The sequence below is a fragment of the Ruminococcus sp. Marseille-P328 genome (assembly GCF_964249465.1).
GTDB lineage: Bacteria > Bacillota > Clostridia > Lachnospirales > Lachnospiraceae > Blautia_A > Blautia_A faecis.
This window is the reverse complement of the sequence record NZ_CAXUBQ010000023.1, coordinates 1-15,502: the sequence shown is the minus strand read 5'-3', so window position 1 is coordinate 15,502 and position 15,502 is coordinate 1. Positions and strand designations below refer to the sequence as shown.

The following is a 15,502-nucleotide window of genomic DNA, read 5'->3' as shown; positions in this document are numbered from 1 at the left end:
TACCTGTATGGTACAAGTGAAAAATATGAAACAAAGGAGTTACATCATGTTGTATTTTGAAAATGATTATTGCGAAGGTGCTCATGAGGCAATCTTAAAAAGATTAATGGAAACCAATATGGAAAAGGTTCCGGGATATGGACAGGATCCTTTCTGCGACCAGGCGAAGGAAAAAATAAAAGAGGCATGTGGCTGTCCGGATGGGGAGGTCTATTTCCTGGTAGGGGGTACCCAGACAAATGCAGTGGTGATCGCGTCCGTGTTGAACCGGTATGAAGGAGTGCTTTCCGCAGTTACCGGTCATGTAAATGCGCACGAAGCCGGAGCAATTGAATTTACCGGACATAAAGTTCTTCCACTTCCCCAGGACAATGGTAAAATTTCTGCCGCAGATCTGAAAGATTATCTCCAGACCTACTATGCAGACGGAAGCTATGATCACATGGTTTTTCCAGGCATGGTTTATATTTCACATCCGACAGAATACGGAACTCTTTACACAAAGCAGGAACTGGCAGATATTTCCAGTGTATGCAGGGAATATGAGATCCCGTTATTTCTGGACGGAGCCAGACTGGGCTATGGACTGGTGGCAGAGACAGATGTGACTTTGAAAGATATTGCAAATTATACAGACGTATTTTATATCGGAGGAACCAAGGTTGGTGCCCTGTGCGGTGAAGCAGTCGTTTTTCCGAAGAAAGCACCGAAACATTTCTTTACTATGATCAAACAGCAGGGATCGCTTCTTGCGAAAGGCAGACTGCTTGGAATTCAGTTTGATACTCTTTTCACAGGAAATTTGTACCTGGAAATCAGTAAAAATGCTATTGAAACCGCTGCAAAACTGAAAGCTGCATTAAAAGAGAAGGGCTATGAATTTTTCATTAATTCCCCAACCAATCAGATTTTTGTTATCCTGGAAAATAAGAAAATGGAGGAATTGGGCGAAAAAGTGAAGTTCAGCTTTTGGGAAAAATATGACGAGAATCATACTGTGATCCGCTTTGCAACAAGCTGGGCGACGAAGATGGAAGATATTGCTGCACTGATTGATATTCTGTAGGGTGGCAATTGTCCCCGAAAAAATGCCTGGCACAAACAGCTGCGCATATTTTACAAAAAGCTTTTGGGAGAGATATTGACGCCCTTCTGGAAGCATATTATAATAAAAACAGGCTCTAAATAGTTTGAAATTTGGAGAAATAGCACAATATGCAGTAGAAAAGCTGTGTATTATATAACAACAACGGGAGGATTTTATACATGGGAGCAGCAGAAGCAAAGCAGGCAATCCTGGATAACAGGACAGCACTTGGAATCGAGTTCGGTTCCACAAGAATCAAGGCAGTTCTGGTAGATGGAAATAATGCACCAATCGCATCCGGCGGACACGAGTGGGAGAACCGCTATGAGAATGGTGTATGGACATACAGTCTGGAAGATATCTGGTCCGGTTTGCAGGACTGTTATCAGCAGATGGCAAAGGATGTAGAGGAGAAATATGGTGTGGAGCTGACAAGCGTTGGTGCTATTGGAATCAGTGCCATGATGCACGGCTACATGCCATTTGACAAAGAAGGAAATCTTCTGGTTCCGTTCAGAACCTGGAGAAATAATATTACGGGAGAGGCAAGCAGAAAACTGTCCGAACTTTTTCAGTATAATATTCCTCAGAGATGGAGTATCGCACATCTGTATCAGGCAATTTTAAAAGGCGAGCCTCACGTAAAAGATATTGATTATATTGCCACTCTGGAGGCATATGTACATTGGAAACTGACTGGAAAAAGAGTTCTTGGAATTGGCGATGTTGCAGGAATGTTCCCAGTGGACAGCACTACCAGGGATTACAATGAAAAAATGGTTCAGCAGTTTGAGGAGCAGGTTGCTTCTTATGGGTTCCCATGGAAGCTTCGCGGCATTCTGCCGAAATGTCTTGTTGCGGGACAGGATGCTGGCTGCCTGACAGAAGAGGGAGCAAAGCTTCTTGATGTAACAGGCAGGCTGAAAGCCGGAATTCCTATGTGTCCGCCGGAAGGTGATGCTGGCACTGGAATGGTAGCTACCAACAGCGTTGCAAAGCGTACCGGAAATGTTTCCGCAGGTACTTCTGTATTTGCCTCTATTGTTTTGGAGAAGGAGTTATCTGCACCATATTCTGAAATTGATATGGTTGCGACTCCATCCGGACATCCGGTTGCAATGGCACACTCTAATAACTGTACTTCTGATCTGAATGCATGGGTAAATATTTTCCGTGAGTTTGCAGAAGCAATGGGTATGGAAGCTGATATGAACAAGCTTTTCGGAACCTTATACAACAAGGCTCTGGAGGGAGATGTGGACTGCGGCGGACTTTTGTCCTACTGCTATTTCTCCGGTGAGCATATGACTGGATTTACAGAAGGAAGACCACTGTTTGTACGTTCTCCAGAGAGCAAATTCAATCTTGCCAACTTTATGAGAACCAATCTTTATACCTGCCTTGGCGCTATGAGAGTTGGTCTTGACATCCTGTTTAAGAAAGAGGGGGTAAAGGTTGACCGTCTTCTTGGTCATGGCGGACTGTTTAAGACAAAAGGTGTTGGACAGCAGATCCTTGCAGATGCTGTAAATGCCCCGGTTTCTGTTATGGAGACTGCCGGTGAAGGCGGTGCATGGGGAATTGCAGTGCTCGCTTCCTATCTTGTAAACAAAGAGGAGAATGAAACCCTGGAAGACTTCCTGGATACCAAGGTATTTGCAGGAAATCAGGGAAGCACCCTGAATCCGGATCCGGAGGGTGTAGAAGGCTTTAATATGTTCATGGAAAGATATATGAAAGGCCTGCCGATCGAGCGCGCAGCTGTGGACTCCAAAATCTGGTAAGTGGCTTGAAATGAGGCGGAGATGCCTCAGATCATTCCTGCAATCTGCACGCGAAAAAAGTTCTGTGTAGTTATAAAACGAAATAAGTGAGAACGGATGGATTTTTCTCTCAGTTAAAAACGGAGACCTTTCTCATACCAGAATGTGAATTTTTTCAGGATACTGGTATGGGGAGGGTCTTTTATGTTATAATACTGAGCATTGACAGACAAACATGCTCTGGAGCCTGTTTGAAAAATAAAGGAGATACACATGGTTTTCAGCTCGATGCTCTTTCTATGGATCTTTCTGCCCTTAGTACTGGCAGCATATTATATAAGTCCCGGAAAAATCCGAAATGGAATCCTGGTATTTTTCAGTCTGCTTTTTTATGCATGGGGAGAGCCACTTTATGTTTTCCTTATGCTGTTTTCCGTGGCAGTGAATTTTACTGGCGGAATTCTGATTGAAAAATATCAGACCAGGAAAAAAAAGATTCTTGTGGCAACTTTGATTATTAATCTGGGGTTGCTGGGATATTTCAAGTATTTTGGCACTCTGACAGAAGCCATAACCGGACTTTTTTCAGCAGATGGAACAGGAACCACTCTTTTTCAGGTGGCGCTTCCAATTGGAATTTCTTTTTATACTTTCCAGGCGTTGTCCTATGTGATCGATGTGTACAGGGGAGAGGTGCCGGCACAGCACAATTTCTGGCATATGCTTTTGTATATTTCCTTTTTCCCACAGCTGATCGCAGGACCTATTGTAAAATATCGCGACATTGCAGCTCAGATTACAGGAAGAAAAGAGACTATCCGAAAATTTGCAGCCGGGATAATGCGTTTTTGCTGGGGACTTGGGAAAAAGGTTCTTCTTGCCAATTCCTTTGCCCGTGTGGTGGATGAAATTTTTAAATATGGTCCATATGCGGTATCCAGGAAGGCTCTGTGGCTGGGCGCAATTCTTTACATGATGCAGATTTATTACGATTTTTCAGGATATTCCGATATGGCCATTGGTCTTGGAAAAATGTTCGGATTTGAATTCCAGGAGAATTTCAATTATCCCTATACAGCTGGTTCCGTGCAGGAATTCTGGCACAGATGGCATATTTCCCTGTCTTCCTGGTTTCGTGATTATGTCTATATTCCTTTGGGAGGAAATCGTAAAGGCGCGGCATGCACCTATCGAAACCTGCTTATCGTATTTTTCCTTACCGGAATGTGGCATGGGGCTGGAATGGCGTTTATCCTCTGGGGGCTTTATCATGGCCTTTTTCTTATACTGGAACGTGTGTGGCTTGGGAAAAAACTGGAAAAACTGCCTGGAATCGTGGGCTGGGGCTACACAGTGACCGCGGTGTTTTTTGGATGGATTCTGTTTCGTGCAGAAAATATTTCCCTGTTTTTCACTTATGTGAGAAATATGTTTGTGGCGCATGGAGGAACCATTCTTCTTTCTGCATATCTTGACAGCAAAATGATCTTTCTGATCGTTATGGGCGTTTTATTTGCAGGAGTTTTGCAGAAGATATATGAGAAGGTCCGGGTACATTCCGCTGGAAAAATCCCTGCCAATGGAATGGTGACAGTTCCGAGAATGATCGCCTGTATGGTGATTTTCTGGCTGAGTGTGGCGGCACTTGTAAATAACAGCTATAACCCGTTTATTTATTTCAGATTTTAACAGGAAGCATATGAGAAAACAGAAAATTCTGATCGTATTATTTGCAGGAAGTCTGGTTTTGCCAGGAGTGGTGTGGGCTGGATTTTCCGGCAGATTTGATACGGAAAACAATGAAAACAGAAAACTGGCTGAATTTCCGGAGGTGAATCTGGAATCTCTGGGAGACTTCCCGGAGCAGTTTGAGGCGTATTATAAGGATCATGTGCCCTTCAAAAATGACCTGGTGAAGTTCTGCAACTTTATTGATACGGAATTTTTCCGCAATACAAAGATCGGGGATGTGGTGATCGGAGAAGATAACTGGCTGTTTTACCTGCCGGAAAGGGAGGGAGAAAATGCCATGGCAGATTACCAGAAAACCAATGTGTATACACTGGAACAAAGTGCGGAAATTGCATCCGGAATTGCAAAAGTACGGGACTGGTTCCTGGACAGGGGCGTGGAACAGTTCCATTACTACGTGGCTCCCAACAAAGAGACACTTTATTCGAAGTATATGCCGGAGAAGCCCAGGGTGATAGGAATCGGGGATTCCAGAATGGATACTTTTGCAAAATATATGAAAGAAAATTCCGACGTGGAATTTGATTTTCTGGCAGATTATCTGAGGGAGTTTACTGAAAAATACCAGCTGTTCCGAAAATATGATACTCATATGAACAATTTAGGCGGCTATATTACCAACGAGAAAATTGTACAGGATATGACAGGTGAAAGTCTGCCAATCGAAGATATTCAGGTTCTGATCGGAACTAAACCTTGCAGGGGGGATCTGTCCAGGATGATCGGGCGGTATAAAGAGCTGAATGATGACAGGGAATATGGGTTGAAGTATTTTCACGATGGTATCCGTTACAAGGTGAAAAAAGAGGAGAGCGAAGGCGGCGAGGAGATCCTGAAAGTGTTTAAATCCAATTCGGATAATGAGAAAACTTTAATGGTAATCGGGGATTCTTTTCGCCTCCGCCTTGAAAAATACATGCCCTATCGCTATCAGAAAACCATATTTGTGAGAATTGATGACTTTGACCAGGAGCTTTTGGATAAATATGAACCGGATGACGTGATTGTGATTACTGTTGAGCGTGACCAGAGGTATATGGAAAAACTGGATAGTTATATTATACAGGACAGTGGAGAGTAAATGGTACAATATGATATATCAGAGCCTGTCCGGATTTATAGGATTTGTTTGTGGGAAAAATTTTTGTTTTGTTGGTCACAGATGGAACAGTAACCACTTTTTTGTCACGGGAATCGTCAGAATATTTATGGGTTATTGACAATAAGTTCGGCAAATGCTATTCTGATATTAACTTGTTTTGTCAGATATGTCTGTTATGGAATTTTGTATAGTCCGTGACGGATCGTTGACAGAAACTGGCTGCTTAACTGGTAATGAGAGCAGTTGGGAATTACCAGCAAACAGCAACGAGAAGATTGCAGAATCCGTAAGGATTTATACCAAAGGAGGATCTTATGAAGAGAAAGAAAATTACCGCAATTTTGTTAGCATCCCTTATGGGAATCAGTGCAGTACCGGCTACCACATGGGCAGCAGATTCTTACAGGGAAACTGAGAAAGCAGCCTTTGCCAAAATGATCGAGGAATTTGGTGCTGATTACGCAAAGAGCCTTTCTGAAATGGATACAGAAGAAGTTAAGGGAAATGCGGAAATAAAGGTAAGTCTGGAAGATGGTGGAAAAGCAATTCTGGGAATGCTTTCTCCTGTGGATATCTCCTGGCTGGCGGATGCTTCCATCAGTGGAAATGTAAGCATGTCTGATAAGTCCATGACTGAGTTTATGGATGTGAATGTAAATGGAACCAAGATCTGTACAATAGAATATTATTTTGATACAGAGAATTCTGAAATTTATATGAGAATTCCGGAGCTGAGTGATGGCTATATTAAAATGAATATGGAGCAGATGACTCAGGAAGCAGTGGAAGAGGCAGATCAGGAACTGGATTCTTCCTTTACCACGAGTCTTGATCTGGCAGATAGCATGAACAGCTATTTTTCCACTCTGGAGAACCTTCCGGAAGCAGACTTAGTGACATCTATTCTTACAAGATACACAGATATTATTTTTGATAATGTTGCAGATGCTGAGAATCCTGGAGCACAGGAAGCTGTTGCAGGAGATGTAAGTCAGGAGCTTAGCGTTCTGGAAGGACATGTTACACAGGCAGAGGCACTTCCAATGTTCCAGCAGATTCTGGATACAGCCAAGTCTGATGAAGAACTGAAGGGGCTTATTGAGACCTGGACAGAAGCCATGAATGATCCAGATTATACTTATGAGACTTTCCTGGAAGCAATCGAGGATATGGAGAAAGATCTGGATACAGAAGCTGATGAGACTGACGAGTCCGGATTTATTTTAAGGGCATGGGTTGACAGTGACGGAGAGGTTGTTGGACGCCAGTTCCTTCTGAATGATGATGAGCAGGAGGAAGAGCTTTTCGGATATCTGTGTACAGCGGATGGAGATAAGAGAGGATTTTCCATGCAGCTGGGTTCCGGAGATGACAAGGTTGCAATTGAAGGAAGCGGTGAGCTGAAAGGTGACCTGTTAAGCGGAACTTACACGATTTCTTCCGGTGAAGCGGATGCAGCTGTGATTGATGTTACAGATTATGATACCAAGGCAGTACAGGACGGAATCTGGAAGGGAACTTACACAATTTCCGGTGCGCCTGTGGAAGATGAAGATGGAAATTCCTATGATCCATTTGGTGGAATGCAGTTGATCTTTACAGCCGATGGTGCAGATGAGGACAGCATTGACTGGAATCTTGCTATTGCAGCAGGTGGTGCAACTCTTGGTTCAGTTTCTCTGACAGGCGGCAATGGCGGTGAGGCACTTGCAGCAGTTGATGTTGCTTCCCTGACAGATGTTTATGATTTCAGTAATGATGATGAAATTGAAGCTTATACAGCTTCCATGAATATGGATGCAATCACAGAGAATCTGACCAGCGCAGGCATGCCTGAGGGATGGCTGGACGATGTGATCGCTGCTACAGGCGACAGCGATATTGAGAGTACGGAGACAGATGGTGTTGCTGAGTCCGAAGAGCAAACAGATATGGCTGGAGATACACTGGATGACAGTGAGACACCGGCAGCTTAATCAGTAATTTATGCGAGCAGGCAGCCGCATAATAATTACCTGCAGCAAGACAAATACAGCGGGGCAGACGAAGTAATTTGTCTGCCTCGTATTTTTTTATAATTAGAAAGTAAAGGACCGTTTAGTGAGTTAGGTGCATCACGGAGCGTGTAACTGTGAAGGTACTGAACTGTTATGATTTTCTTATTGAAATGAGGGGGGAAGGAATTGAAAAAAAGAAGCTTTGGGATTATCTGTTTTCTGTTTTTGATATTTACCATGTGTTCCTCTTCGGTGTGGGCGGCTTCTTATGTGAAGGCATCCAATACGACTGTGAGTATCACTTCGAAAAAGCATGGTTGGGTGAAGCGGGGGAAAGACTATTATTTTTATAATTCCAAGGGAAAACTGCTTTGGGGAAAAATTACCTACAAAGGTCAGCGTTATTACAGCACAAAGAATGGAAAACGCTATACAGGCTGGCTGAAATCAGGCGGGAAACGGTATTATTACAACCGGAAGAATGGCATTATGTTCCGCAACCGATGGGCTACAGGAACGAAATACTCTTATTATTTCAATAAGTCAGGTGTGGCAATTGCCAACCGCTGGCTGAGCTACGGAGGAAAGCGATATTATTTCCTTCCTAATTCCAGAATGGCAACAGGATGGCAGAAAATTGGTGAATATCGTTATTATTTTGATAAGAAAACAGGTGCTTTGTATACAAATGTGTGGGTGGGAAAATATTATGTAAATGATAGCGGGAGAAGAACCGGACAGACCAGACCGGATGTGAAGGTGAATGATAACCGCTATACATATAAAAGCAGCTCTCTTAATATTGATCTGCGCAGAAAATCCACACATAATGTTCCTTACTGGGTAGCGCTGATAAAAATCAAAAATTCCGGACAGCTGAAATCCGCTTTATCTTATGGAACCTATGGTGGTGCCAGACAGACTACCTCCGGTGCGGTTTCTGGTAATGGGGGTATTATCGGAGTGAATGGAAGTGCGTTTAGTTACCAGACAGGGCGGCCGTCACCTCTTGGAATGTGTATCAAGAATGGTGTGATTTATGGAAATTATGAGACCAGTTACAGCGTAATGGCTGTAAAATATGATGGCACTATTTATACACCAGAGCAGGGATTAAAAGGCGAAGCTCTTCTGGAAGAGGGCGTGAAAGATACCTATAATTTTGGTCCGATTCTGATCAAAGATGGACAGGCCCAGCCTGCCTGGTCAGAAACAGCCAAATATTATCCGAGAACTGCTGTGGGAATGGTGAAACCTGGCATTTATGTGCTTCTTGTCACCGACACTGGCAGTTACGCCGGTCTGAATCACTGGGATCTTGTTAATATCTTCAATAGCTATGGTTGTCAGTACGCCTACAACCTGGATGGCGGCGGCTCCGCCACATTGTATTACAATGGTCAGGTCATGAATAAGCTGATTAATAATTATGAGAGACCATGTGGGGATTTTCTGTATTTTACAAATTGATGTGTTGACAATGAAAAGCATTTAAGGAGCATGTTGTATGAACGGTGAATGAGGAGCCTAAATGAAAAAGCTATGCAGAATTTTGATACCAGGTGCTTTTGATGGTGCCATATGTTTCTTGTTATTCACTTACCAGGTGCAGGCGGTAGAGAGTCCATCTGCTCAGTCTCCCTTAGTCTGGGCAGACCCAGGATGCTGATGTTTTTATCGATATCCCGAACCTGCGTCAGTATGGTGGCTACACCTGCGGAACCACTTGTGTGCAGATGGTGATGAACTGGCTGGATCCATACCAGGCTGATCTGAACCTTGCCACCTATGTAGAAGAACTTGGTGCAAACGAAGAAATCGGAACTACGGCGGACAGCATTGTCAGCTTTTTTGAGGAGAATAACATAACCGTCACAGCGAAAGAAAATCGAACCACAGAGAAGCTGGTTTCAGTGTGGACAAAGGCCCCCAGTTTTGCTCAGCGGACGAGGGGGTAAGGGAAAATGGCAACTTTGTTTTGTAAATCTGTGCATAGGAATCGCAGGATTCCATGCACTTTTTGAGGTATAAATATGATATATACATACAAATATAAATCGCCGTTAGGGCGTATTTTACTGGCGGCAGATGAAGTGGGAATTACTGGTCTATGGTTTGAAGGACAGAAATATTTTGCGAATACACTTCCCGACAAGCATATTCCACAGGAAACAGAGATTCTCACAGAAGCAAAAAAATGGCTGGATGTGTATTTCTCCGGTGAAGAACCGAAATTTACTCCGCCACTTCATCCGGACGGCTCGACATTCAGACAAGCAGTGTGGAAGATTTTATTGCAGATTCCCTATGGACAGACGATCACATACGGAGAAATTGCCCGCAAAATGGCAGAGCTGAAAAATGTATCCCGCATGTCTGCCCAGGCAGTTGGAGGTGCGGTTGGACACAATGAAATTTCTATTATCATTCCCTGCCATCGTGTGATAGGCACAAATGGAAGTCTGACAGGGTATGCCGGAGGAATTGATAGAAAGCTTTCGCTGCTTGAACTGGAACACGCGGATATGAGTTATTTATTTGTTCCAAAGAAAGGGACAGCATTGTAGGAGGCAGTGATAAAACTGTCCTCATTTTGGGTTATTTTGGAGAGCCAAGATTGGACGGAAAATAGAATCTTGGGTATATTTTGGGTACGGAAACAGAATGAAAAGGCAAATTCTCATCATATTTTATGGCGCTTATTATGAAAAAATGGTACACTATAAAAAAGCATTGAAAAGGAGATGTTGTATATGCCAGAGATATCATTATTTTATGGGATTCGGGTAACGATGTATTATAATGACCATATGCCCCCGCATTTCCATGCAGAGTATAATGGACATAAAGCATTAGTTGATATCAACAATATACAGGTAATAAAGGGATAATTACCAAATAAGCAATTACGATTGATACTGGCGTGGTGTACAATTCACCAGGACGAATTGATGCAGAACTGGGAGCTGTCAAAGGACATGAAGCCGTTGAACAGAATTAATCCGCTTATATAATATGTGGAGGTGAACGTTTATGAATGAGTATTTTCCTACAGTTGTACAGGTGATTCCTTTGGATAATTTTCATGTACAGGTTTTTTTTGATGATGGAAAAATAGTTGATTATGATGCTACAAACGATTTAAAGGCTGAGATTATGGCACCAATGAGGGATATTGAGAACTTCAAAAATGCTTGTACGGTAATGAATGGAACGCTTGCCTGGGATATTTCTGGCAAATGGGACGAAGCTGATTGCGTAGACATTGATCCATTTACGTTATATGAACTCGAGGAAATCAATGGTATGATAGCGTGAAATGCTGTCAGTCAGAAAAATTATTCAAAGGCGATTACGTGACACTGAGAGAAGGGACGCGAGAAATGAGTAAGGAATCAAATTTCTTAATTTACTGCATGGAACGATACCGCCATTTTAAAGGACTTTCTGGAGCTGATGTGGCAAAAACTTTTGAAAAATACGGTATTTATGGGTATATTACAAAGTATTTTGATTCGTTGCATATAATGGGAGATCGTTGCATTGTACAGGACATTGACGATTATATCAGCAGTAATACAGGCAATAGTTTGGGAAGGGTATAATTTAGCTGATATTTCAAAAGATAATAAAGGATTGTAATTTGATATAGAAGATTGATTAGGGACTGGAAATTTGAATTCTGGTCTCTTTTTTTATATCTTCAAATCTGTAGCAAGGTGTAAATATTTAGATATACTCATAGAAGGGAGAATTGGAACCAGAGCAGGTTCGGAACATTATGGACAGCATGATAAGAAAATTGTATGGCATGGAACTGGAAGAACAGCATTTAACTCATTGACGTGAGAGCGAGCCCAGGCCTCAGCATCATCAACGCCATAAGTTTCTTTGATAAAAGTTTCAGTACCAAGTTTTTCTACAATCTCAGAAGTATTTTTACCATTTTTCTGAACGGATTTAATAACATAAAAAGATTTAGCATTCTTTGATGGACTAATCATTAACCTCATAAAAATAGACCTCCTAACCTTTAATACTATTATAACACAATACGGCAATACGGCATAGAAAGGAATGAAAATTTGCAAAAAAAATAAGGCCATTACTGGTCTGAGAGGGTTTTGGGGTGTCAAACTTCCGTGAATCATGTGCCATAAAGTAACACAAAAAACAACAGACAGCCGCCACAATTCCGTAATGATTGATGCTTGACAGTCTCCTGAAGGAATGCTATAATAATGCGCGTAAAATTTGAGTGGACTTTTCCGGATGCGGTCATCTTTTTGCCACACAGCTATCTTGTGATAGCCGTGTGGCTTTTTTTGCTGTCTGCATCCTGGAAAATCTGGCAGAACGGAGGATGGTACTTGTATGGAAAATGATTTTTTGTCTCTTATCAAAACGCGCCGCAGCGTAAGGGCCTATCAAGCAGAACCTGTACCCGCTGAGGCTCTGGACGCTGTACTGGAAGCGGGGACTTACGTGCCTACCGGCGGCGGACGTCAATCCCCCACCATTATTGCAATTACAGACCCCAATATAGACAGGATATCGTAAAGTTAAACGCAGAAGTGATGGGGAGCAGCACAGCCCCCTACTATGGTGCGCCTGTCGTGGTTTGGGTTTTGGCAGATGGCGGTGCAAGCACCTTTGTGGAGGATGGAAGCTGCGTCCTTGAAAATATGATGCTGGCCGCCCTTGGCCTTGTAACCGTATGGATGCATCGGGAACGCGAGATTTTTGACAGCGAAAAAGGAAAGGCTCTCTTGCGGGAGTGGAAGCTGCCGGAAACCTTGCGCGGTGTCGGGGCGGTTGCATTGGGGTATCCAGCCCGGGAAGCCAGTCAACCCGCAGCACGCAAACAAAACTATATCGTTCGGATTTAATGATCCTGCTGTCCGGCGCAATTTTTTGCGCCGGACACTTTGTGGAGAGGAGGGAAAGTATGCAGACCAATAATAAAATGGCGGTCGCTCCTGTTGGAAAGCTCATCTGGCAAATGTCGATACCGCCGCTGATTTCCATGTTCCTGCAATATTCCTATAACCTGATAGACAGCGCGTTTGTGGCGCGGTTGAGTGAGAATGCATTGACCGCTGTTTCTCTGTCATTCCCGATTACAACATTGATGAATGCAGCGTCTATCTGGATCGGTGTCGGCGTGAATGTGCTGATAGCAGGGTATCTTGGACAGAAAAAGCAGGATGAGGCAAATGCAACTGTCACACATGGATTGTTACTGGCTTTTGGAATAGGTGCTTTGCTCAACCTTATGTCATTACTGATTATGAAACCCTATTTTCGGGCATTCACCAATAATGAAGAAATTTATCAGCTGAGCATCGCCTATATGAGTGTGTGCTCCTTCATGCAAATTCCCAATATGGTGCATATCGCCATCCAGAAGATGATACAGGCCACCGGGAACATGGTCGCTCCCATGTGGTTCCAGATCGCGGGCGTGGTCGTTAACTTCGTGTTCGACCCCATTCTGATTTTTGGGATTGGTATTTTCCCGGCTATGGGAATCCGCGGCGCTGCGGTAGCTACCGTTGCAGGCTATCTGCTGTCCATGATTTTGGCATTTGCTTTACTGCTGGGCAAAAAGCAGAAAGTGCAGGTAAAAATCAAAGGCTTTCATTTGAAAAAGCAGATGATCTACCGTATTTTTGCCTTTGGCCTGCCATCTTTTATCATGAACGCCCTCAGTTCGTTTGTGGTGACCTTTGTCAATCTGTTTTTGGTGGCGTATTCCGATACGGCGATCGCTTTCTTCGGCGCATATTTTAAGGTGCAGCAGCTGATTGTTATGACGGTAAACGGCTTGATTCAAGGCTGTTTGCCTGTCATGCGGTTTAACTACGGCGCAGGCAACAGCGAACGGCTGCATTCAGCTTTCCGATATGGAACTGTTTTGGTCACCGGCATGATGATACTGGGGACGTTGGCTGTCCTCCTCTTTCCGGCGCAGATTCTGGGATTGTTTATGGCGTCGGAAGCCATGCGCTCCTTTGGAATCTCCGCCATGCGGATCATGGCGGCAAGCTATCTGTTTTGCGGCCTTTCTACGATGATTTCCACCTATTTTCAGACCACAGAAAAAGTAGGGTCCAGCATGGCAATCCAATTATGCAGGCAAATGCTTTTCCTTGTGCCTGCCCTGTGGTGTCTGGACAAATTGTTCCAGCTGAATGGAATCTGGCTTGCATTTCCGGTTGCGGAAACCGCCACTTTGCTCGTTGCACTTGTGATGATGGCATGGCATCGACGCAAAAATATCTCATAACGTGTTTTGCGAAGGAGGAATTATGAACGACACTTTCATGAAAGAGAAACCGATATTGCCGCTGATTTTATCCATGTCCCTGCCGATGGTGTTATCCATGCTGGTCAACTCCCTCTACAACATTGTGGACAGCTTTTTTGTCGCGCAGATCAGCGAGGAAGCGATGACGGCGTTATCACTGGTTTACCCGGTTCAAAATTTTATCAATGCGGCTGGAATTGGGTTTGGTGTTGGGATCAACGCAGTGATTGCCTTCTATCTGGGCGCGGGAGATCACGAAAAAGCAGATCAGGCTGCCACACAGGGACTTGTGCTTGCCGTGATTCATGGCGTTGTTATGACAGTCTGCTGTATCGCAATTATGCCGGTTTTTCTGCGGATGTTCACTGCATCCGAAGCGGTCATTGAACTTGGCGTCCACTATTCTGCCGTTGCGTTCGGCTTTACACTCATTGTTACCGTCAGCATGATGTTTGAGAAACTGTTCCAGGCAGTAGGAAACATGAAAACGACCATGATCAGCCTGATGTGCGGGTGCATCACAAACATTGTCTTGGACCCCGTTCTGATTTTTGGCTATGGCCCATTCCCGGAAATGGGGATTGAAGGCGCAGCGCTGGCCACCGGCATCGGGCAGGTCCTGACGCTTGCGATTTATCTGGTCATCTACTTTGTGCGGCCCATTCGTGTGCATATCCGCAGGCAGTACATTCTGCCCGGCAAAAAGATGGTCATAAAGCTGTATTCCATCGGCATTCCCGCAACCCTGAATCTTGCACTTCCGTCACTTTTGATTTCGGCGCTCAATGCGATTTTGGCCGCCTATTCAGAGGTGTATATCCTGGTTTTGGGAATCTATTACAAATTGCAGACCTTCATCTATCTGCCGGCGAATGGCATTGTGCAGGGGATGCGCCCTTTGATCGGCTATAACTACGGCGCGGGCGAGAGTAAAAGGGTCAGTCAGATTTATCAGATCGTCCTGTGCATGAACGGTATCATTATGGTGCTTGGGACCGCGATATGCCTGCTGATTCCCGGCCAGTTGATGGGGCTGTTTACCCACACAGAAGCGACGATCCAGGCCGGGGAAACCGCCCTGCGCATCATCGGGGCCGGATTTATCGTCTCGGCGGTTTCTGTTACCTCTTCCGGCGCATTGGAGGGACTGAGGAAAGGCACGTCCTCCTTGCTGATTTCCCTTTGCCGGTATGTGGTGATCATCCTACCGGCTGCGTTTTGGCTCAGCAGGCTTTTCGGTGCCGTCGGCGTCTGGCATGCATTTTGGGTCACGGAAGTGATCGCCGCGGTCATTTCCCTTATCATTTACCGCAAGTCGATTGCAAAACCTGTGACGACGGCCCGAAAGGAATGAATGCCGTCCTGTTCGACTGCGCCGGATAAATTTCTGCTTCTCTAAGGTGAACGGCATATCTGGTGCTAGAATATAAATAGTACAAGTCAAAATGAGAATCCCTAATTACAAATTTTATGGTACTATGTAGTTACCGC

At 44.1% G+C, this 15,502-nt stretch carries 15 protein-coding genes and 1 pseudogene; 15 read left to right on the top strand and 1 reads right to left on the bottom strand.

Translation table 11 applies throughout. From position 1 onward, the window contains the following. Nucleotides 1-46 precede the first annotated feature (46 nt). From ACESTK_RS15440 to ACESTK_RS15390, 11 genes and pseudogenes are all read left to right on the top strand, one after another. A complete protein-coding gene (locus tag ACESTK_RS15440) occupies nt 47-1,066 on the top strand; it encodes a low specificity L-threonine aldolase (protein WP_373120184.1) in 1,020 nt (339 codons plus the stop codon). Between the two features lie 200 nt (nt 1,067-1,266). Continuing rightward, nucleotides 1,267-2,871, top strand: coding sequence for a xylulokinase (locus ACESTK_RS15435; protein WP_373120183.1), 1,605 nt, complete (start codon nt 1,267-1,269; stop codon nt 2,869-2,871). 252 nt (nt 2,872-3,123) lie between these two features. Beyond that, nucleotides 3,124-4,539 (top strand): MBOAT family protein, encoded by a 1,416-nt coding sequence (locus tag ACESTK_RS15430; RefSeq protein WP_195379506.1) that lies wholly within the window; start codon nt 3,124-3,126, stop codon nt 4,537-4,539. 10 nt (nt 4,540-4,549) lie between these two features. Continuing rightward, nucleotides 4,550-5,683 (top strand): hypothetical protein, encoded by a 1,134-nt coding sequence (locus ACESTK_RS15425; protein WP_373120182.1) that lies wholly within the window; start codon nt 4,550-4,552, stop codon nt 5,681-5,683. A 335-nt stretch (nt 5,684-6,018) separates the two neighbouring features. Further along, nucleotides 6,019-7,680, top strand: a complete 1,662-nt coding sequence (locus tag ACESTK_RS15420; protein WP_373120181.1) for a hypothetical protein — start codon at nt 6,019-6,021, stop codon at nt 7,678-7,680. Nucleotides 7,681-7,887: 207 nt separating this feature from the next. After that, the gene (locus ACESTK_RS15415; protein WP_195699104.1) at nt 7,888-9,171 is read left to right on the top strand and encodes a phosphodiester glycosidase family protein; all 1,284 of its coding nucleotides are present in this window, start codon (nt 7,888-7,890) and stop codon (nt 9,169-9,171) included. Nucleotides 9,172-9,443: 272 nt separating this feature from the next. Continuing rightward, nucleotides 9,444-9,659 (top strand): hypothetical protein, encoded by a 216-nt coding sequence (locus ACESTK_RS15410; RefSeq protein ID WP_373120179.1) that lies wholly within the window; start codon nt 9,444-9,446, stop codon nt 9,657-9,659. A gap of 75 nt (nt 9,660-9,734) precedes the next feature. Then, the gene (locus tag ACESTK_RS15405) at nt 9,735-10,268 is read left to right on the top strand and encodes a methylated-DNA--[protein]-cysteine S-methyltransferase (RefSeq protein WP_373120178.1); all 534 of its coding nucleotides are present in this window, start codon (nt 9,735-9,737) and stop codon (nt 10,266-10,268) included. Nucleotides 10,269-10,454: 186 nt separating this feature from the next. Beyond that, a pseudogene (locus ACESTK_RS15400) lies at nt 10,455-10,715 on the top strand (DUF4160 domain-containing protein). 19 nt (nt 10,716-10,734) lie between these two features. After that, the gene (locus ACESTK_RS15395) at nt 10,735-11,019 is read left to right on the top strand and encodes a DUF2442 domain-containing protein (RefSeq protein WP_118581763.1); all 285 of its coding nucleotides are present in this window, start codon (nt 10,735-10,737) and stop codon (nt 11,017-11,019) included. A gap of 65 nt (nt 11,020-11,084) precedes the next feature. Next, nucleotides 11,085-11,306: a DUF3791 domain-containing protein gene (locus tag ACESTK_RS15390; protein WP_195992678.1), complete on the top strand. Its 222-nt coding sequence runs from the start codon at nt 11,085-11,087 to the stop codon at nt 11,304-11,306. A gap of 174 nt (nt 11,307-11,480) precedes the next feature. On the opposite strand, the gene ACESTK_RS15385 is transcribed toward ACESTK_RS15390, so the two are convergent. Next, nucleotides 11,481-11,714, bottom strand: a complete 234-nt coding sequence (locus tag ACESTK_RS15385) for a hypothetical protein (protein ID WP_187566348.1) — start codon at nt 11,712-11,714, stop codon at nt 11,481-11,483. Nucleotides 11,715-12,075: 361 nt separating this feature from the next. Between ACESTK_RS15385 and ACESTK_RS15380 the strand changes: the two genes are divergently transcribed. Genes ACESTK_RS15380 through ACESTK_RS15365 form a run of 4 tightly spaced genes read left to right on the top strand, consistent with a single transcriptional unit; the run spans nt 12,076 to nt 15,365 of the window. Beyond that, complete coding sequence (locus ACESTK_RS15380; protein ID WP_347088869.1) at nt 12,076-12,261, top strand: nitroreductase family protein; 186 nt, start codon at nt 12,076-12,078, stop codon at nt 12,259-12,261. Nucleotides 12,262-12,278: 17 nt separating this feature from the next. Then, nucleotides 12,279-12,590 (top strand): hypothetical protein, encoded by a 312-nt coding sequence (locus tag ACESTK_RS15375; RefSeq protein ID WP_373120176.1) that lies wholly within the window; start codon nt 12,279-12,281, stop codon nt 12,588-12,590. Nucleotides 12,591-12,649: 59 nt separating this feature from the next. Next, entirely contained in the window at nt 12,650-13,990 is a 1,341-nt protein-coding gene (locus ACESTK_RS15370) for an MATE family efflux transporter (RefSeq protein ID WP_117854928.1), read from the top strand. Nucleotides 13,991-14,012: 22 nt separating this feature from the next. Next, nucleotides 14,013-15,365: an MATE family efflux transporter gene (locus ACESTK_RS15365; protein ID WP_373120175.1), complete on the top strand. Its 1,353-nt coding sequence runs from the start codon at nt 14,013-14,015 to the stop codon at nt 15,363-15,365. Nucleotides 15,366-15,502 lie beyond the last annotated feature (137 nt).

Excerpts from the sequence above, each read along its gene's own strand:
- ACESTK_RS15405 (WP_373120178.1), top strand. The coding sequence starts at position 9,735 with ATGATATATACATACAAATATAAATCGCCGTTAGGGCGTATTTTACTG.
- ACESTK_RS15375 (WP_373120176.1), top strand. The coding sequence starts at position 12,279 with ATGGGGAGCAGCACAGCCCCCTACTATGGTGCGCCTGTCGTGGTTTGG.
- ACESTK_RS15420 (WP_373120181.1), top strand. The coding sequence starts at position 6,019 with ATGAAGAGAAAGAAAATTACCGCAATTTTGTTAGCATCCCTTATGGGA.
- ACESTK_RS15385 (WP_187566348.1), bottom strand. The coding sequence starts at position 11,714 with ATGAGGTTAATGATTAGTCCATCAAAGAATGCTAAATCTTTTTATGTT.
- ACESTK_RS15425 (WP_373120182.1), top strand. The coding sequence starts at position 4,550 with ATGAGAAAACAGAAAATTCTGATCGTATTATTTGCAGGAAGTCTGGTT.
- ACESTK_RS15435 (WP_373120183.1), top strand. The coding sequence starts at position 1,267 with ATGGGAGCAGCAGAAGCAAAGCAGGCAATCCTGGATAACAGGACAGCA.
- ACESTK_RS15440 (WP_373120184.1), top strand. The coding sequence starts at position 47 with ATGTTGTATTTTGAAAATGATTATTGCGAAGGTGCTCATGAGGCAATC.
- ACESTK_RS15430 (WP_195379506.1), top strand. The coding sequence starts at position 3,124 with ATGGTTTTCAGCTCGATGCTCTTTCTATGGATCTTTCTGCCCTTAGTA.
- ACESTK_RS15370 (WP_117854928.1), top strand. The coding sequence starts at position 12,650 with ATGCAGACCAATAATAAAATGGCGGTCGCTCCTGTTGGAAAGCTCATC.
- ACESTK_RS15390 (WP_195992678.1), top strand. The coding sequence starts at position 11,085 with ATGAGTAAGGAATCAAATTTCTTAATTTACTGCATGGAACGATACCGC.
- ACESTK_RS15365 (WP_373120175.1), top strand. The coding sequence starts at position 14,013 with ATGAACGACACTTTCATGAAAGAGAAACCGATATTGCCGCTGATTTTA.
- ACESTK_RS15395 (WP_118581763.1), top strand. The coding sequence starts at position 10,735 with ATGAATGAGTATTTTCCTACAGTTGTACAGGTGATTCCTTTGGATAAT.
- ACESTK_RS15410 (WP_373120179.1), top strand. The coding sequence starts at position 9,444 with ATGAACTGGCTGGATCCATACCAGGCTGATCTGAACCTTGCCACCTAT.
- ACESTK_RS15380 (WP_347088869.1), top strand. The coding sequence starts at position 12,076 with ATGGAAAATGATTTTTTGTCTCTTATCAAAACGCGCCGCAGCGTAAGG.